A 15220-nucleotide genomic window follows, 5' to 3' on the forward strand; every position below is an offset into this window, starting at 1 on the left:
TCTAGCGGGAACTGAGATTACTCAGCAACGCCCACGAACTCGGCCTTTTCGTTGGCCGTGGTCTCGCCCTGGGCCAGGGAGAGGCGCAGCTTCTCGCCCAGCGTCGCGTCAACGTTGGTCCAGTACTGGATCGCAGCTTCGCGGATGTGCGGACGCTGCACACCGGAGATGGCACCGGTGATGGTCTCCAGGAAACGCTGCTTGGCGGCGTCGTCGAACACCTCGCGGTACAGCGTGCCGGCCTGGCCGAAGTCGCTGTCCTCGGAGTGCAGGGTCTGCGCGGAACGCACCAGGGCGCCGTCGTTCTCCCAGCTTCCTGCGCCGGCCAGCGCTGCGTCGGCCACCGGGCCGCCGAGCGTGTTCGGTGCGTAGACCGGGGTCTCCGGGGAGTTGTAGGAGAAGCGCATGGCGCCGTCCTGCGAGTAGTTGTTCACCGGAGCCTTGGGTGCGTTGACCGGCAGCTGGTTGTAGTTCGCGCCGATGCGGTACCGCTGGGCGTCCGGGTAGGAGAAGATGCGGGCCATCAGCATCTTGTCCGGGCTGGCGTCGATGCCGGGAACCAGGTTCGCGGGGGAGAGGGCAACCTGCTCGATCTGCGCGAAGAAGTTCTCCGGGTTGCGGTTCAGGGTGTGGGTACCCACCTTGATCAGGGGGTAGTCCGCGTGCGGCCAGACCTTGGTCAGGTCAAACGGGTTGAACCGGTACGTCTTGGCATCTTCGTACGGCATGACCTGCACGTGCAGGTCCCAGGACGGGAAGTTGCCTTCGGCAATGGCCTCGTACAGGTCGCGGCGGTAGTAGTCGGCGTCTGCGCCGGCAATCTTTTCCGCCTCGGCACCGGTGATTTCGCGGTTGCCCTGGTTGGAGGTGAAGTGGTACTTCACCCAGAAGCGCTCGCCGGCGGCGTTGATCCACTGGTAGGTGTGGGAGCCGAAGCCGGGCATTTCGCGCCACGACGTCGGGAGGCCGCGGTCGCCCATGAGGTAGGTGACCTGGTGGGCCGACTCGGGGGAGTTGGTCCAGAAGTCCCACTGCATGTCCGCATCGCGCAGGCCGGAGCCCGGAAGGCGCTTCTGCGAGTGGATGAAGTCCGGGAACTTGATGCCGTCGCGGATGAAGAACACCGGGGTGTTGTTGCCGACGATGTCGTAGTTGCCCTCGGTGGTGTAGAAACGCAGCGCGAAGCCGCGTACGTCGCGCCAGGTGTCGGGGGAGCCCATTTCGCCGGCCACGGAGGAGAACCGCTGGACGGTTTCGGTGACGGTGCCGGGCTGGAACACAGCGGCACGGGTGTACTTGGAGACATCTTCGGTGACAACGAACTCACCGAATGCGCCGCCGCCCTTGGCGTGCACGATGCGCTCCGGAATCCGCTCCCGGTTGAACTGCGCCAGCTTTTCGACCAGGTAGCGGTCGTGCAGGGCAATGGCGCCGTCGGCGCCGGTGCTCAGCGAGTGTGCGTCGCTGGGAACCGGGGTACCGGTCTGCGTGGTGGTGAAGTTGGACATACTTGTTCTTTCTCTGGTGCTGACAAAAGGAGGAGGAAGCTTTTCGCGCGGGCTATGAAACGGCTGCGGCGGCGCAGTCGGTGCAAAGCCCGCGGTAGAGCACGTCGGCAATCTGGATCGTCATGCCGTGCGTGTTGCCCGGGGTCAGGCAGGGGGCGTGTCCGACCGCGCAGTCCACGTCTTCGATCCGGCCGCAGCCGGTGCAGATCGCGTGGTGGTGGTTGTCATTCACGCGGGTCTCATACCGGGCCGGCGACTCGGGGGTTTCGATTTTCCGCAGCAGTCCGGTGTCGGCCAGGTCCGCGAGGACCACGTAGACCGACTGCAGGGAAATGTCCGGAAGGTCCCCCCGGACGGCAGCGGCGACGTCGTCCGCAGTCGAATGCGGCGCAGCGTCTACGGCACGAAGCACCGCGAGGCGCTGTTTGGTGACGCGGCGGCCGTGCGCGCGCAGCTCGGCAGACCACCCTGCGGTGGTCTCCTCTGCTGCTGCTGCTTCTGCTGCTGCGTTCCCGGTCATGCCCCCATCCTATCCTTATTCTGAGTTATTCATAATAAGGATCGACTAACCTGTGCCGGCACCGGTACTCTGGGGCGTGGATCGCATTACTGGTACATCAAGCGGAGGCATAGTGCCGGCAGCAGAAGTTCGAACCGGATACCAGCGGGTGGCGGCAGGCGGGGTGGAGGTCGACATCCGTACCTACCGTCGCTTTGACGACGCCGGAGCGGTGGAGGAGCCCCGGGCCGACAGCGAGGTGGTCCTGGTACATGGAATCGGAGCCTCGGAACGGTACTTCGGCCCGCTGATTTGGGAGCTGGCGCGTACTTCTACCGTGCACGCGCTGGAACTGCCCGGATTCGGTACCGCACCGAAACCGCGCCGGCAGCAGCAGATGGAAGACTTCGGACGCGTCGCCGTGCAGGCACTTGACGCTGCCGGAATCCACGGGGCGCAGTGGGTGGGGCACTCCATGGGCTGCCAGGTGGTGGTGGAAATGGCGCTCGCCGCTCCGGAGGCTGCCTCTTCGCTGGTCCTGCTGGGGCCGACGATCAACGACGCCGAGCGGTCGGCTCCGCTGCAGGCTTTGCGGCTGCTGCAGGACTGCCTGGGTGAACCGCCGGCGGTCAACTACATTCTGCTGACCGACTATCTGCGTGCCGGGCCCCGCTGGTACCTTTCCACCCTGCCCGTGATGATCCGCCACCGGATCGAGGAGCGCATTGGCGAGGTGAAGCCCCCGGTCCTGCTGGTGCGCGGCGGCAAGGATCCGGTGGTGCGTGCTGACTGGCTGGCCCGGCTGGCTGCCGCCCGGCCCGGTGCCGTGGCTGCGGAGATTCCCGGCCAGCCGCACGTGATGATGTACACCCGCCCGAAGGAGACGGCCGAGCTGATACGCACGGCGGTTCCGGCCCGGTGATGGGGGAGGGGCAGGCTGCGGGCGCGCCGTTGGACGGCGGCGGTGTCACCGAAGCCCCGGGCATCCGTCCGCGCCGCGGCGGGCGGATCTTCCGGTGGGTGCGCCAGGCCCGGGGCTGGGCATCGGATTACGCCTACGTGGCCTATTGGCAGGTGCAGGGCTTCATTTTCCGGCGGGACCCCTCGGCGTATCTGCATCCGGAGGGGGTGCAACGGGCTCCGGTAGTGCTGATTCCCGGAGTCTTCGAAAACTGGCAGTTCCTGCGACCGCTGGCCGACTACCTGTTCGAACGCGGGCATCCGGTGCACACCGTGGCCCCGCTGGGCTACAACCGCGGGGTTATCGGGGACGCGGCGGTGCTCGTGGAACGCTATCTGGTGGAACAGGACCTGCACGGGGTACTGGTGGTGGCGCACAGCAAGGGCGGCCTCATCGGCAAGCAGCTGATGACCCTGCGGGAGGGCGGAAGGCGGGTGGAACGGATGATCGCCGTCAACACACCGTTTTCCGGCTCCGTGTATGCCCGCCTGTTCCCCCTGGCCAGCATCCGCGCCTTCTCGCCGCGTGACCCGTTCCTGCAGCAGCTGCTGCGCAACGAGGCGGTGAATGCGCGGATCACCTCGGTGTACAGCAGCTTCGATCCGCATATCCCCGCCGGCAGCCATCTGGCCGGAGCGCGGAACATCCAGCTGGAGACCATGGGGCATTTCCGTCCCATCGGCGATTCCCGGCTGCTGGACGTCCTGGAGCAGAACCTGGACGAGGCCGGCGGGTAGGTGGACTCAGGAAGCGCCGCGGGCCAGCGCCTGCTCCACCGCCGCGGCCGAGCCGTCCCGCCACGGTTCCCCGTGTCCGGTCAGCAGCAACGGCGCATTGGTTTCCGCCAGCAGTGCGAGCGAGGCAAGCGCCTGCGCACTGTCGGCGGTCGCCGCGCCGGAGACGATCTGCGGCCCCTTGGCACCGGTGTAGGGATCGAGGGTCACGAGGGAATCGCCGCTGATCAGGGTTCCCCGGTCCGGATAGTGCAGGGCTACGTGCCCGGCGGTATGCCCGGGCGTGTAGAGGATCCGGGGCCTGCCCGGCAGGGCGTCGCCGGAATCCGCGGTCAGGCTGTGCACGTCGGTCACGCCGCGTACGTTCAGCGCCCCGGCGAGGGTCATGGCGCCCAGGACGGGGACTGCCTTGGGGTAGCGGACCGGATACAGGAACCGGTTGGTCTCATGCCGGTAGCGGTAGGGGTGGGCGGCAATGTACCGGTCCGCGTCGTGCACCAGGATCGGGGTGCGGTACTCCTGCCGCAGCCGGGCCGCAGTGCCTACGTGGTCGAAATGCGCGTGCGTCAGCACCAGCGCCCTGACATCGCCCGCACCGTAGCCCAGCTCGTCCAGCGCGCCGGTCAGGTGCGGCCACATCCCCGGCAGGCCGGCGTCGATCACCGCCACGCCGTCGTCGTCCTCGACCAGGTACACATTCACGTGGGCATGCTCAATGCGGTGGATTCCATCGGCAACGTTGCGGGTAAACACGGCGGCTACTCCTTAGGCAGATGCGTGCGAAACGGTTCGGTCCCATCCTAAGCATGCTTTCTATTGCCCCGCGCGTGTGTTGCGCCGGATCGGCTCCGCCGTCACCCTAGACTGCTCTGGTGCCCAGACTGCTTGCCGACCTCGCCCCCGTCCGGGAAAGCCCCGAATTCCGACGTCTCTGGACCGGAACGGCGCTTTCCGCCGTCGGCACCCAGCTCACCCTCGTGGCGGTCAGTCTGGAGGTCTATGAGCTGACCGCCTCGAGCCTTTACGTCGGTCTGCTCGGGCTCGTGGGCCTGGTGCCGCTGGTCTTGGCCGGGCTGTACGGCGGGTCGGTGGTGGATGCGTATGACCGGCGCAAGGTGGCGTTGTTCTCCTCGGTCCTGCTGTGGCTGAGCACCATCGGCATCGCGGCCCAGGCCTGGGCCGGTGTGGGTAACGTCTGGCTGCTGTACTTCCTGGTGGCCGTCAACGCCGGTGCCGGCGGACTCAACCAGCCGGCCCGCAGTGCCATCATTCCCCGCCTGGTGCGTCCGGAGCTGCTGCCCGCGGCCAACGCGCTGAACATGATCACCTTTGGCCTCGCGATGACCGCCGGTCCGCTGCTGGCCGGGGTCCTCGTGGCCCGGGTGGGGTACGGCTGGACCTATACGATCGACGTCGTCACCTTCACCGCTGCGATGTGGGCACTGTACCGGCTACCGCCAATGCCGCCCGTGGGCCTGGTGCAGAAAGCCGGACTGGGCTCCGTGCTGGAAGGGTTCCGGTTCCTGGGGACGCGGCCCAACATCCGCATGACCTTCGTGGTGGACCTGTGCGCCATGGTGTTTGCCCATCCCCGTGCCCTGCTCCCGGCCATCGGGGCGCTGATGCTCGGCGGCGGTGCCACCACGGTGGGGGTGTTGCTGGCCGCCACCGCCGTGGGCGCCTTCCTGGCCGGCCTGTTTTCCGGACCGCTCGGGTCGGTCCGCCGGCAGGGGCTCGCGGTGCTGTGGTCCGTGGCGGCGTGGGCGCTGTCGGTGACGGCGTTCGGTGCGGTGGTGGTCCTGGCCGGGCACAACGACGGCGCGGTCCCCTCCCATTGGCTTCTTCCCGCGGCGGCTGCGATGGCCTGCGCCGGAATCGCCGATTCCATCAGCGGCGTCTTCCGCTCCACTATCCTGCAGTCCGCCACCCCCGATGCGATGCGCGGCCGGTTGCAGGGGGTCTTCGTGGTGGTGGTGGCAGGTGGTCCGCGGGTGGGCGACCTGGTGGCAGGCCTGGGTGCCTCAGTGGCCGGTGAGGGCTGGACCGTGGTGCTCGGGGGACTGATCTGCCTGGCCCTGGTGGCCGTGCTGGCACGAACCCAGCCCCGGTTTGCGCAGTACGACGCGCAGCATCCCGAGCCCTGAGCAGCCGCGCATCCGGAACCCCGGCGCGCGGTTAAACGTTGAAGTATGTGAACTTCATTGGCGCTGCAGGCTCCAAGCTGCCTGCAGGAAAGGACTCTGTACCCGTGCACCGACATTTCAACGGACTCAAGACCGCAGCCCTGTTCGGCGTGCTTTTCGCCGTGCTGCTGGGAATCGGGGGACTGCTTGCCAGCGGGACCGGAAGCCCGACCTTTATCTGGGTCTTCCTCGTCATCGGCCTGGCCACGACTGCCTACAGTTACTGGAACAGCGACAAGCTGGCCATCCGGGCAATGCGCGCCGTGCCGGTGACCGAGGCGCAGGCTCCGGAAATGTACCGCATCGTCCGGGAGCTTTCGGCGACGGCCGGCCAGCCCATGCCCCGGCTCTACGTCTCTCCCACCATGGCGCCCAACGCCTTTGCCACCGGACGCAACCCGCAGCATGCGGCAGTGTGCTGCACCCAGGGCATTCTGGCCCTGCTCAATGAGCGCGAACTGCGCGGCGTGCTCGGCCACGAACTGATGCATGTCTACAACCGCGACATCCTCACCTCCTCCGTGGCGGCAGCCATTGCCGGCGTCATCACCTCGCTGGGCCAGTTCCTGCTCTTCTTCGGCGGCGGCGACCGGCGCAACGCGAACCCCCTGGCAGCCATCGCCATGGCCGTCCTGGCCCCGCTGGCTGCCTCGTTGATCCAGATGGCCATCGGCCGGACCCGTGAATACGACGCCGACGAAGACGGCGCGAAGCTCACCAACGATCCGCTGGCGCTCGCCTCTGCCCTGCGCAAGCTGGAAAGCGGAACCCAGCGAGCACCGCTGCCGAACAGTGACCAGAAGCTGGTCAACACCTCGCACCTGATGATCGCCAACCCCTTCCGTGCCGGCGTGCGCGGGCTCCTGGCAACCCACCCGCCCATGGCTGACCGGATCCAGCGACTGGAACGCATGGCCGGGCGGACTCTGGGGGCCTAGCCCGTGCCCGCCCGTGTTCCGGCGACCCTCCCAGCGAAGAAGTAGGCTTCGAGCATGCGCCTGATACTGATCCGCCACGGGCAGACGCCCTCGAACGTGGAGCACCACCTCGACACAGCCGTTCCCGGTCCGGGGTTGACGGAGCTGGGCAGGGAGCAGGCCGCGTCGCTGCCCGAAGCCCTGGGGCACGAGCCGATCGACGGCATTTTCGCCTCCAACCTGGTCCGCACCCAGCAAACCGCCGCGCCGCTGGCAGCGGCCCTGGACCTGCCGGTCCAGATCCGCGAGGGGCTGCGGGAGGTCTTCGCCGGTGACCTGGAAATGCGCAATGACCGGGACGCGATCACCACCTATTTGAAAACCGTGTACCGCTGGGTTTCGGGTGACACCGCCGTGCGGATGCCCGGCGGACCGGACGGGGCCGAAACACTGGGACGCTTTGACGCCGTGATCGAGGAGCTGGCCGCAGCAGGCCTGACGTCCCCGGCCGTTGTCAGCCACGGAGCAATCATCCGCGCCTGGGCCACCGCCCGCGCCGAAAACGTGGGACCGGACTTCATCGTCGCCAACTCCCTGAGCAACACCGGTGTTGCCGTGCTGGAAGCTGACGAGCTGCCCGGCGGAGGGCTGGGGCCGTGGCAGCTGCTGACCTGGATGGGGGAGCCCGTGGGCGGCGACGAGCTTCAGGACTACGGCGACGACGGCCCGGCAGCCGACGACGTAGCGCTCTAGAACGACGCAGCGCTCTAGAACGACGTAGCGCTCTAGAACACAGACGGCGCCGTCCCCGGTGAGGGAGGCGCCGTCGTCGTACCGTGCCGGGGTTTAGCGGAAGTTGATGAACTGCAGGTCCACGTCGAGGTCTGCGCCCTTGAGCAGGGCCATGGTGGCCTGGAGATCGTCGCGGGACTTGGAGCTGACGCGCAGCTCGTCGCCCTGGATCTGGGACTTGACGCCCTTGGGACCCTCGTCGCGGATCAGCTTGTTGATCTTCTTCGCCTGGTCCTGAGCGATGCCCTCCTTCATGGAGGCCTCGATCCGGTACTCCTTGCCGGAAGCGAACGGCTCACCGGCGTCCAGGGACTTCAGGGAGATGCCGCGCTTGACCAGCTTGGACTGCAGGACGTCCAGGACGGCGTTCACGCGGTCCTCGGAGTTGGCCTTCATCAGGATCTTCTCGCCGCTGAAATCCACTTCGGCGCCGACGCCCTTGAAGTCGTAGCGCTGGGCAATTTCCTTCTGCGCCTGGTTCAACGCGTTGGCAACTTCCTGCTTATCGATCTTGCTCACGACGTCGAACGTGGACTCGCTGGCCATAGCCGGGCTCCTCTGGGTTGGGGACTTTCCTGCTACTTAGCGTAGTAGGTCCGCGCCCGGATGGCGCCCTGCTCCCAGCCTCCGCTCAGGAAACGCCCGGCATCGTCCCATCAGGATGGGAAAGCCTGAGGACGTGGAAAAGAACCCCGACCCAGCATCCCGCCATCGTCACCGCCGTCCTGCCGCCCACCGGATCCGCACCGCCGCGGCCGGCTCCTTCCTCGCCGCAGCAACCGCAACCGGGCTGGGTGCCATCGGCGCAGCGCCGGCCCGGGCGGCAAGCCCGGTTTCATCACCGGTACAGTTTGCGGCCCCGGCCCCGGCCTCGAATGCGGACCGCGACACCCAGGAACGCCTGGCAGGAATCCGTGCGGATCTGGGGAACGCCGTCGCCTGGGGTTCCGTGACCCAGGCGCAGGCCGACCGGTTCTACGCGCAGCTCGAAGACCGCATCGGACGGGGGTTGTAGGTCCGTCGAAGAGGCTGCGGAAGCGGGCTCAGGAGCCCGCCGGAGCGGTGTTTTCGGCCCGATTCGTAACTTTGGAGAATCTTCGGTAAAGTTGTCTTGCCCGCAGTTACTGCGGACAGAGTCTTCACTTGAAGACGTTCGGCAGATTACCCGAGCGGCCAAAGGGGGCTGACTGTAAATCAGCTGGCAACGCCTACGGGGGTTCGAATCCCTCATCTGCCACCGACTAACCCGTCCTCACCTATGGTGGGGGCGGGTTTTTCTGTCACCTGACCCTTGCACCCCAACCCACTAGATATTAGGCTCCCTAAATATGAGCAGCGATTTCGCCCTGGACGACCTCGCCGAGGAATTTCGCGAGTCCCTTCGGCTGGCACTCTATATTGCCCGCAACATGGACGCAGAGACGGATCTCAGCGCCACCCAGGTCAGCCTGATGAAGATGGCCGCTGGGGAGGGGATGCGCGTGAGCGAGATAGCCCGGAACCTCGGGGTGAAGGTTCCCAGTGCGACTGAGCAGATTATCCGCCTCGAAGGAGCAGGACTGCTCAAGCGCAGCCCCGATCCCAACGATTCCCGCGGCGTCCGGGTAACCCTCACGTCTCAAGGTACGACGGCGCTGGCCGAAGCCAACGGCAGCAGGACCGCGTTGATGGCCGCTCTGCTGGAGCAGTTGAGCCCCGAGGAGCGCACGGCTCTCGCGGCGGCACTGCCGGTCATCCGCCGGCTCACAAAACTTCCCGGCGCCTGAGTTCGGGCTTCACCGGTCAGCGAACAGCTAGAGACAATGCCGGCGGGCCCGGTTAGCGTTGGACAATGGCTACTATCAACATCACCGAAGCAACGTTCCCCGAGACCATCGAGGAAAACGACATAGTCTTCGTGGACTTCTGGGCGGACTGGTGCGGCCCCTGTAAGCAGTTCGCACCCGTGTACGACGCCGTTTCGCAGCAGCACGAGGACATCACCTTCGCCAAGGTGGACACCGAGGCCGAACAGGGCCTGGCGGCTGCCGCAGGCATTACCTCCATCCCCACCCTCATGGCTTTCCGCGAAAAGGTGCTGGTGTTTTCCCAGCCCGGCGCCCTCAACGCCAGCCAGTTCAGCGAACTCGTGGAAGCGGTCAAGGGGCTCGACATGAAGGCCGTGCACGAGCAGATTGCCGCGCAGGAGCGGGAAGCAGCCGCAGGTTCCAACGGTCAGGCAAAGCAGGCCTAAAGGTTCTTCTTCGGGGAGGCATCCTTTCGAGGATGCCTCCCCGAACTGCGTTAAGGCGCCCAGTGCGGCGGCAATCGGCGGTACCGCACCCGTAGCCCCGCTGCCGCGCCGACTGTAATGTCGGTCACACAGGACGCAGCGCACCGGAACATACCCGGCGCGGACGTCAACGATGACGAAACGACTGTGAGGCCGGAATGAGTTCCAACCGTGGCATCGCCTATCTTGAACCGGGTGTAGTTGAAGTCCAGGACATCGCTTACCCAACCTTCGAACTGCAGGACGGTCCGGGCGTAAACCCGGCCAACGTAGGACGCAAGCTCCCGCACGCCGCCATCCTGAAGGTGGTCACCACCAATATCTGCGGGTCCGACCAGCACATGGTCCGCGGCCGCACAACGGCGCCGCCCAACCTGATCCTGGGCCATGAGATCACCGGTGAAGTGGTGGAAACCGGACCCGACGTCGAGTTCATCAAGGTGGGCGACCTGGTGTCGGTGCCGTTCAATATTTCCTGCGGACGTTGCCGCAACTGCAAGGAACGCAAAACGGGCATCTGCCTGAACGTGAACCCCGACCGTCCCGGCAGCGCCTACGGCTACGTGGATATGGGTGGCTGGGTAGGCGGCCAGGCCGAGTACGCGCTGGTGCCGTATGCGGACTGGAACCTGCTGCGGTTCCCGGACAAGGACCAGGCCATGGAGAAGATCCTGGACCTGACGATGCTTTCGGACATTTTCCCCACGGGCTACCACGGCGCAGTCACCGCCGGAGTGGGCGTGGGATCCACGGTGTACATTGCCGGCGCGGGCCCGGTCGGTCTTGCCGCAGCGGTCTCGGCCCAGCTGCTGGGCGCCGCCGCCGTCATCGTGGGCGATTTGAACGAGGAACGGCTCGCCCAGGCCCGGAGTTTCGGCTGCGAGACGGTGGACGTGTCACTGGGAGATCCCCGGGACCAGATTGAACAGATCCTCGGTGTGCCGGAGGTGGACTGCGGCGTCGATGCCGTGGGGTTCGAAGCCCGCGGACACGGTTCCGGGTCAAGCAGCGAAGCGCCGGCCACCGTCCTGAATTCGCTCATGGACATTACTGCAGCAGGCGGCGCGCTGGGCATTCCGGGGCTGTACGTCACCGGCGACCCGGGCGGCGTGGATGAGGCAGCCCAGAAGGGGTCCCTGAGTATCAACCTGGGCGCGGGTTGGGCCAAGTCGCTGTCCTTCACCACCGGGCAGTGTCCGGTAATGAAGTACAACCGGGAGCTGATGATGGCGATCCTGCATGACAAGGTGCAGATTGCCAAGGCGGTGAGCGCCACTCCGATCAGCCTGGACCAGGCCCCGGAGGCCTACCGGGAATTTGATGCAGGCGTGGCGAAGAAATACGTCATAGACCCGAACGGGATGGTGGGCTCCCACTAACCCGCGTCCTCCCGCCGGGTAAGCGGGCAGGACGGGGAAAGGTGAGCCGGCGGGACTGACACCAATTCAGCCCCGCCGGCTCCACTCTGTGCCCGTTCCCTTCTGGTGCCGTGCGGCCCGGCGGTAAGCTCGACGTGTCCGGGGCGCCGGCACCGGATTTCCGGGCCCCGCCACTCGAATGCCAACGGCTCCTCTGCGGGGTTGGAAGCGGGGACCACATGTACGGCAGCAGCGGGACGATAAGCACCGAGAGAGCCGGTACCTGTAAGGCCTTATCCATGCGGGGCCCGGCGTGAACGGGGCGGACACGGCATGGGTGTTGGTCTGTGCGGGGCTCGTGTTGTTCATGACACCGGGCCTGGCCCTCTTTTACGGCGGGATGGTGCCGGTACGCAATGTCCTGACCATGATGATGCAGAACATCATTCCGCTGGGGATCATTTCCCTGACCTGGGTCCTGGTGGGGTACACGCTGGCGTTCAGCAATAAGGGCAATTCGGTGGTCGGCGACTTCGACGCGCTTGCCCTGCTCGATGTCGACACACCCCAGTTCCATTCGGTGGCCGCCGGTGTGACCATACCGACGCTCGCCTTCGTGGCCTACCAGATGATGTTCGCCGTCATTACGCCTGCGCTGCTTACGGGAGCGACGGCGGGCCGGCTCCGGTTCGGCGGATGGGTGGTGTTCCTGGCCGCATTTTCGATTCTGGTGTACCCGCAGGTGGCTCGCTGGCTCTGGCATCCCAAAGGGTGGCTGTTCCAACTTGGTGCCCAGGACTGGGCCGGCGGCATGGTGGTCCATGCCTCTGCAGGTGCAGCAACGGTGGCAGTGCTGCTGGTGGTGGGCCGGCGGCGCGGCTGGCCGAACCTTCGGACCTCACCGAACAACCTTCCCCTGATGCTGGTGGGCGGCGGCATCCTTTGGTTCGGGTGGTTTGGCTTTAACGCGGGGGACGGGCTTCAGGCCAACGGCATTGCCGCGCAGGCCCTGATCAATACCCACGTGGCAGGGGCTGCCGCGATGCTTACCTGGCTGCTTGTGGAACGGATAGGCAACGGGCGCTGCACCTTGGTGGGTGCAGTCTCCGGTGCCGTGGCCGGACTGGCGACGATTACCCCCTGCGCCGGTTACGTGGGCACCGGCGCAGCCGTCCTGATCGGCCTGATCGCCGGTCTCCTGTGTGCGGTGGCTGTCCGGCTCAAGCAGCTGTTGCGCTACGACGACGCACTGGACGTGATCGCCGTCCATTTTGTGGGCGGGGTGCTGGGTTCGTTCCTGCTCGGTTTCTTCGCCGACAACTCGATAAACCCCGTCAGCGACGACGGCATCTTCTCCGGCGGCGGCGGAATGCTCCTGTTGCACCAGACAGTGGCCATAGTCTCCGTGGTGCTCTTTTCCTTCGTGCTGAGCTGGATTGCGGCCGTCATCATTTCCCGCACCGTAGGGCTGAAAGAGGCCGGGCCGGACCAGGAGGACCAGGACCGCGTCCAACAGGGTGCCTCCGCCTACTCCCTGAGCGGCATCGGCGCCCGCCCGACAACGGCGGGCCGGGCGGCCAGCGATGGTGCCGAAGATACCCGGCGAGGGCGTTCCAGCCGGCTGGTGAGCGCAGTGGTCAATACGGATCGGGTTGACGGCCTGCGGGACGCGTTGCTGATGGCCGGCGCGCGGTCGCTGGAGATGTCCGACGCCGCGGCCTACACCGGAACCGTCCGAACCGAGGCTTTCCGCAGCGAAGAGCGGAAAATCGACTTTGAGGACCGGCTGCGGGTGCAGGCCGCGGTGGATGAAGAGCACGAGGAAGCAGTGGTTGCGGTCCTGAAGCGCTTCGGGGCGGAACCGGATTCGATCTACCGGCTCGCTATCCTCCCGTACTGACGAGGAGTTAGACCTGTTCCACCTTCAGCGGTTCGGCCAGCAGGGCGCTGAGGGATTCCTGCAGGTCCTGGAGGGCTGCACCACGGGCGTGGCGCTCCAGGTCCTCGCGGGAGGCCCACTGTTCCGCCAGCACAATGACTGACTCCGAGTCCTCAATGATTTCGTAGCGCAGGCAGCCCGATTCCTGCCGTACCTGCTCAATGGCGATCTCCAGGGCCAGCTTCACGCGCACGTGCTCGCCGGCGTTCGGGACCATGGTGGCACGCAGGTTGATGGGGGCAGCGGTTTCTTCAGTCATGACCCCACCTTAGGGCTGAATCGCCGTGCCTAGGGCCGAACCGCCGTGTCGCGGCACTCTTCGCAGCGCTTGGATCTCTTGGTAGCGTTGCGGCCACTTAGTTCCGCAGCCAAAGGAGTCTGCCTTGCCTTCATATGCCGCTTCCCCGTCTCAGATTCCCTTGCTGGAGGAAACCATCGGGGAAAACTTCGAGCGGACGGTGCGCCGCTTCCCAGACGCCCCCGCATTGATCGACGTCCCCACCGGAAGGTCCTGGACTTATGCCGGGCTGGACCGGCAGGTCAACGACGTCGCCGCCGGCCTGATGGCCCGAGGCATCCACACCGGAGACCGGGTAGGCATCTGGTCACCGAACTGTGCGGAATGGACCGTCGCGCAGTACGCCACAGCCAAAATCGGTGCCATCCTGGTGAACGTCAACCCGGCCTACCGGCAGTCCGAGCTGGACTTCGTGGTGAAACAGAGCGGCATGCGGATGCTGCTCACCGCTCCCAGTGACCAGCGCAACGACTACGAGGCCATGGCCCGGACCGCACTGGAGAGCGGAGACAGCCTGACGGAATTGGTGTTCCTCTCCGGTGACGGTGCCGACACTTTCGCCGCTCTGGAGGCGGAAGGCAGCGAGTCGGGGAAGCCGGGGGCAGCTGCCTTGGCGGAACGGATGGCCGGACTGCAGCCCGGGGATCCCATCAACATCCAGTACACCTCCGGAACCACCGGCTTCCCCAAGGGCGCAACGCTGACCCATTCGAACATCCTGAATAACGGCTACTTCATCGGCGAGCTGCTGGGCTACACGGAGGCGGACCGCGTGGTCCTTCCGGTGCCGTTCTACCACTGCTTCGGGATGGTCATCGGAAACCTGGCCGCCCTCTCGCACGGGGCCGCAACCATCATTCCGTCCCGGACCTTCGACGCCGGACAGGCGCTCGCCGCTGTCGAAGCGCACCGGGGAACATCGCTGTACGGGGTGCCGACCATGTTCATCGCCGAACTGGGGCTGCCCGACTTTGACCGGTATGACCTTTCCTCACTGCGCACCGGCGTAATGGCCGGGTCGCCCTGCCCGGAGGAGATCATGAAGCGGGTGATCGGGGAAATGAATATGGCCGAAGTGGCCATTTGCTACGGGATGACCGAAACCTCTCCGGTGTCCACCATGACCCGGCGGGGGGACTCGCTGGCGCGCCGCACCCGCACCGTGGGGCGCACCATGCCCCATCTGGAAAGCCAGGTGGTGGATCCGGGAACGGGGAAGCAGGTGCCCTACGGCGAAATCGGTGAACTGTGCACCCGCGGCTACAGCGTGATGGCTGGGTATTGGAACCAGCCGGAGGCAACCGCTGAGGCCATCGACCCGGAGGGCTGGATGCATACCGGGGACCTGGCTCGAATGGACGAAGAAGGCTATCTCAGCGTGGAGGGACGCATCAAGGACATGGTCATCCGCGGCGGGGAGAACATCTATCCGCGGGAAATCGAGGAGTTCCTCTACACGCACCCTTCGATCTCCGATGTCCAGGTGATCGGTGTTCCGGATGAGCGGTACGGAGAGGAACTTATGGCCTGCATCATTCCGGTCCCCGGTGCGCCGGTGCCGGACGCGGAAGCCATAGCGGAGTTCTGCCGCGACCGGCTGGCCCACTACAAGATTCCCCGGTACGTGCAGATCCGCGGCAGCTTCCCTATGACGGTTTCCGGCAAGATCCGCAAGGTTGCCATGCGCGAGGAAGCCGTGAGCGGGCTGGCAGCCAGCGGGAAACCGGCGGCCTCCTAGCTGGAGTGAGCGGACGTTCGC

At 66.1% G+C, this 15220-nt stretch carries 16 protein-coding genes and 1 tRNA gene; 12 read left to right on the forward strand and 5 right to left on the reverse strand.

All coding sequences use genetic code 11. The annotated features are described in order from the left end of the window. Positions 1-17: 17 nt before the first annotated feature. Both AC5RT8_RS12130 and AC5RT8_RS12135 read right to left on the reverse strand, forming a co-directional pair. Positions 18-1508 carry a catalase gene (locus AC5RT8_RS12130; RefSeq protein WP_494095975.1) on the reverse strand — a complete coding sequence of 497 codons (1491 nt, stop codon included), beginning with the start codon at positions 1506-1508 and terminating at the stop codon, positions 18-20. Positions 1509-1560: 52 nt separating this feature from the next. Next, positions 1561-2028, reverse strand: a complete 468-nt coding sequence (locus AC5RT8_RS12135) for a Fur family transcriptional regulator (RefSeq protein ID WP_494095976.1) — start codon at positions 2026-2028, stop codon at positions 1561-1563. Positions 2029-2140: 112 nt separating this feature from the next. Between AC5RT8_RS12135 and AC5RT8_RS12140 the strand changes: the two genes are divergently transcribed. Together AC5RT8_RS12140 and AC5RT8_RS12145 are read left to right on the forward strand one after the other, a co-directional pair. Beyond that, complete coding sequence (locus tag AC5RT8_RS12140; protein WP_494095977.1) at positions 2141-2929, forward strand: alpha/beta fold hydrolase; 789 nt, start codon at positions 2141-2143, stop codon at positions 2927-2929. Continuing rightward, complete coding sequence (locus tag AC5RT8_RS12145; RefSeq protein ID WP_494095978.1) at positions 2929-3705, forward strand: esterase/lipase family protein; 777 nt, start codon at positions 2929-2931, stop codon at positions 3703-3705. The genes AC5RT8_RS12140 and AC5RT8_RS12145 overlap by 1 nt, the downstream gene beginning before the upstream one ends. 6 nt (positions 3706-3711) lie before the next feature. Here AC5RT8_RS12145 and AC5RT8_RS12150 read toward each other — a convergent pair whose 3' ends face one another. Next, a complete protein-coding gene (locus tag AC5RT8_RS12150) occupies positions 3712-4455 on the reverse strand; it encodes an MBL fold metallo-hydrolase (protein WP_494095979.1) in 744 nt (247 codons plus the stop codon). Between the two features lie 119 nt (positions 4456-4574). On the opposite strand from AC5RT8_RS12150, the gene AC5RT8_RS12155 reads away from it, so the two are divergent. From AC5RT8_RS12155 to AC5RT8_RS12165, 3 genes are all read left to right on the forward strand, one after another. Beyond that, complete coding sequence (locus AC5RT8_RS12155; RefSeq protein ID WP_494095980.1) at positions 4575-5846, forward strand: MFS transporter; 1272 nt, start codon at positions 4575-4577, stop codon at positions 5844-5846. A gap of 104 nt (positions 5847-5950) precedes the next feature. Then, positions 5951-6823 (forward strand): zinc metalloprotease HtpX, encoded by an 873-nt coding sequence (htpX, locus tag AC5RT8_RS12160; RefSeq protein ID WP_494095981.1) that lies wholly within the window; start codon positions 5951-5953, stop codon positions 6821-6823. A 54-nt stretch (positions 6824-6877) separates the two neighbouring features. Beyond that, positions 6878-7555: a histidine phosphatase family protein gene (locus AC5RT8_RS12165; protein WP_494095982.1), complete on the forward strand. Its 678-nt coding sequence runs from the start codon at positions 6878-6880 to the stop codon at positions 7553-7555. A 93-nt stretch (positions 7556-7648) separates the two neighbouring features. Here the strand turns inward: AC5RT8_RS12165 and AC5RT8_RS12170 are convergent, their stop codons facing one another. Continuing rightward, on the reverse strand, positions 7649-8140 hold the full coding sequence (locus tag AC5RT8_RS12170; RefSeq protein WP_494095983.1) for a YajQ family cyclic di-GMP-binding protein: 492 nt from the start codon (positions 8138-8140) through the stop codon (positions 7649-7651). Positions 8141-8273: 133 nt separating this feature from the next. Here AC5RT8_RS12170 and AC5RT8_RS12175 point away from each other — a divergent pair, with 133 nt between their 5' ends. The 6 genes from AC5RT8_RS12175 to amt all read left to right on the forward strand — a co-directional run bounded on the left by AC5RT8_RS12175 (position 8274) and on the right by amt (position 13124). Further along, positions 8274-8609, forward strand: a complete 336-nt coding sequence (locus AC5RT8_RS12175) for a hypothetical protein (protein WP_494095984.1) — start codon at positions 8274-8276, stop codon at positions 8607-8609. A 140-nt stretch (positions 8610-8749) separates the two neighbouring features. After that, positions 8750-8831, forward strand: a tRNA-Tyr gene (locus AC5RT8_RS12180). 91 nt (positions 8832-8922) lie between these two features. Beyond that, on the forward strand, positions 8923-9360 hold the full coding sequence (locus tag AC5RT8_RS12185) for a MarR family winged helix-turn-helix transcriptional regulator (protein WP_494095985.1): 438 nt from the start codon (positions 8923-8925) through the stop codon (positions 9358-9360). Between the two features lie 65 nt (positions 9361-9425). Beyond that, positions 9426-9827 carry a thioredoxin gene (gene trxA, locus AC5RT8_RS12190; protein WP_494095986.1) on the forward strand — a complete coding sequence of 134 codons (402 nt, stop codon included), beginning with the start codon at positions 9426-9428 and terminating at the stop codon, positions 9825-9827. A gap of 197 nt (positions 9828-10024) precedes the next feature. Next, entirely contained in the window at positions 10025-11245 is a 1221-nt protein-coding gene (fdhA, locus tag AC5RT8_RS12195; RefSeq protein WP_494095987.1) for a formaldehyde dehydrogenase, glutathione-independent, read from the forward strand. 292 nt (positions 11246-11537) lie between these two features. Next, positions 11538-13124, forward strand: a complete 1587-nt coding sequence (gene amt, locus AC5RT8_RS12200; protein ID WP_494095988.1) for an ammonium transporter — start codon at positions 11538-11540, stop codon at positions 13122-13124. A gap of 7 nt (positions 13125-13131) precedes the next feature. On the opposite strand, the gene AC5RT8_RS12205 is transcribed toward amt, so the two are convergent. After that, positions 13132-13422, reverse strand: coding sequence for a putative quinol monooxygenase (locus AC5RT8_RS12205; protein WP_494095989.1), 291 nt, complete (start codon positions 13420-13422; stop codon positions 13132-13134). Positions 13423-13546: 124 nt separating this feature from the next. Here AC5RT8_RS12205 and AC5RT8_RS12210 point away from each other — a divergent pair, with 124 nt between their 5' ends. Next, entirely contained in the window at positions 13547-15199 is a 1653-nt protein-coding gene (locus AC5RT8_RS12210; RefSeq protein ID WP_494095990.1) for an AMP-binding protein, read from the forward strand. Positions 15200-15220: the final 21 nt, after the last annotated feature.

The organism is Arthrobacter sp. Ms25 (assembly GCF_059090365.1).

What these genes read in the sequence shown, in the direction of transcription:
- fdhA (WP_494095987.1), top strand. Translation starts at nt 10,025, where the DNA reads ATGAGTTCCAACCGTGGCATCGCCTATCTTGAACCGGGTGTAGTTGAA.
- AC5RT8_RS12145 (WP_494095978.1), top strand. Translation starts at nt 2,929, where the DNA reads ATGGGGGAGGGGCAGGCTGCGGGCGCGCCGTTGGACGGCGGCGGTGTC.
- trxA (WP_494095986.1), top strand. Translation starts at nt 9,426, where the DNA reads ATGGCTACTATCAACATCACCGAAGCAACGTTCCCCGAGACCATCGAG.
- AC5RT8_RS12185 (WP_494095985.1), top strand. Translation starts at nt 8,923, where the DNA reads ATGAGCAGCGATTTCGCCCTGGACGACCTCGCCGAGGAATTTCGCGAG.
- AC5RT8_RS12130 (WP_494095975.1), bottom strand. Translation starts at nt 1,508, where the DNA reads ATGTCCAACTTCACCACCACGCAGACCGGTACCCCGGTTCCCAGCGAC.
- AC5RT8_RS12135 (WP_494095976.1), bottom strand. Translation starts at nt 2,028, where the DNA reads ATGACCGGGAACGCAGCAGCAGAAGCAGCAGCAGCAGAGGAGACCACC.
- AC5RT8_RS12165 (WP_494095982.1), top strand. Translation starts at nt 6,878, where the DNA reads ATGCGCCTGATACTGATCCGCCACGGGCAGACGCCCTCGAACGTGGAG.
- AC5RT8_RS12205 (WP_494095989.1), bottom strand. Translation starts at nt 13,422, where the DNA reads ATGACTGAAGAAACCGCTGCCCCCATCAACCTGCGTGCCACCATGGTC.
- AC5RT8_RS12170 (WP_494095983.1), bottom strand. Translation starts at nt 8,140, where the DNA reads ATGGCCAGCGAGTCCACGTTCGACGTCGTGAGCAAGATCGATAAGCAG.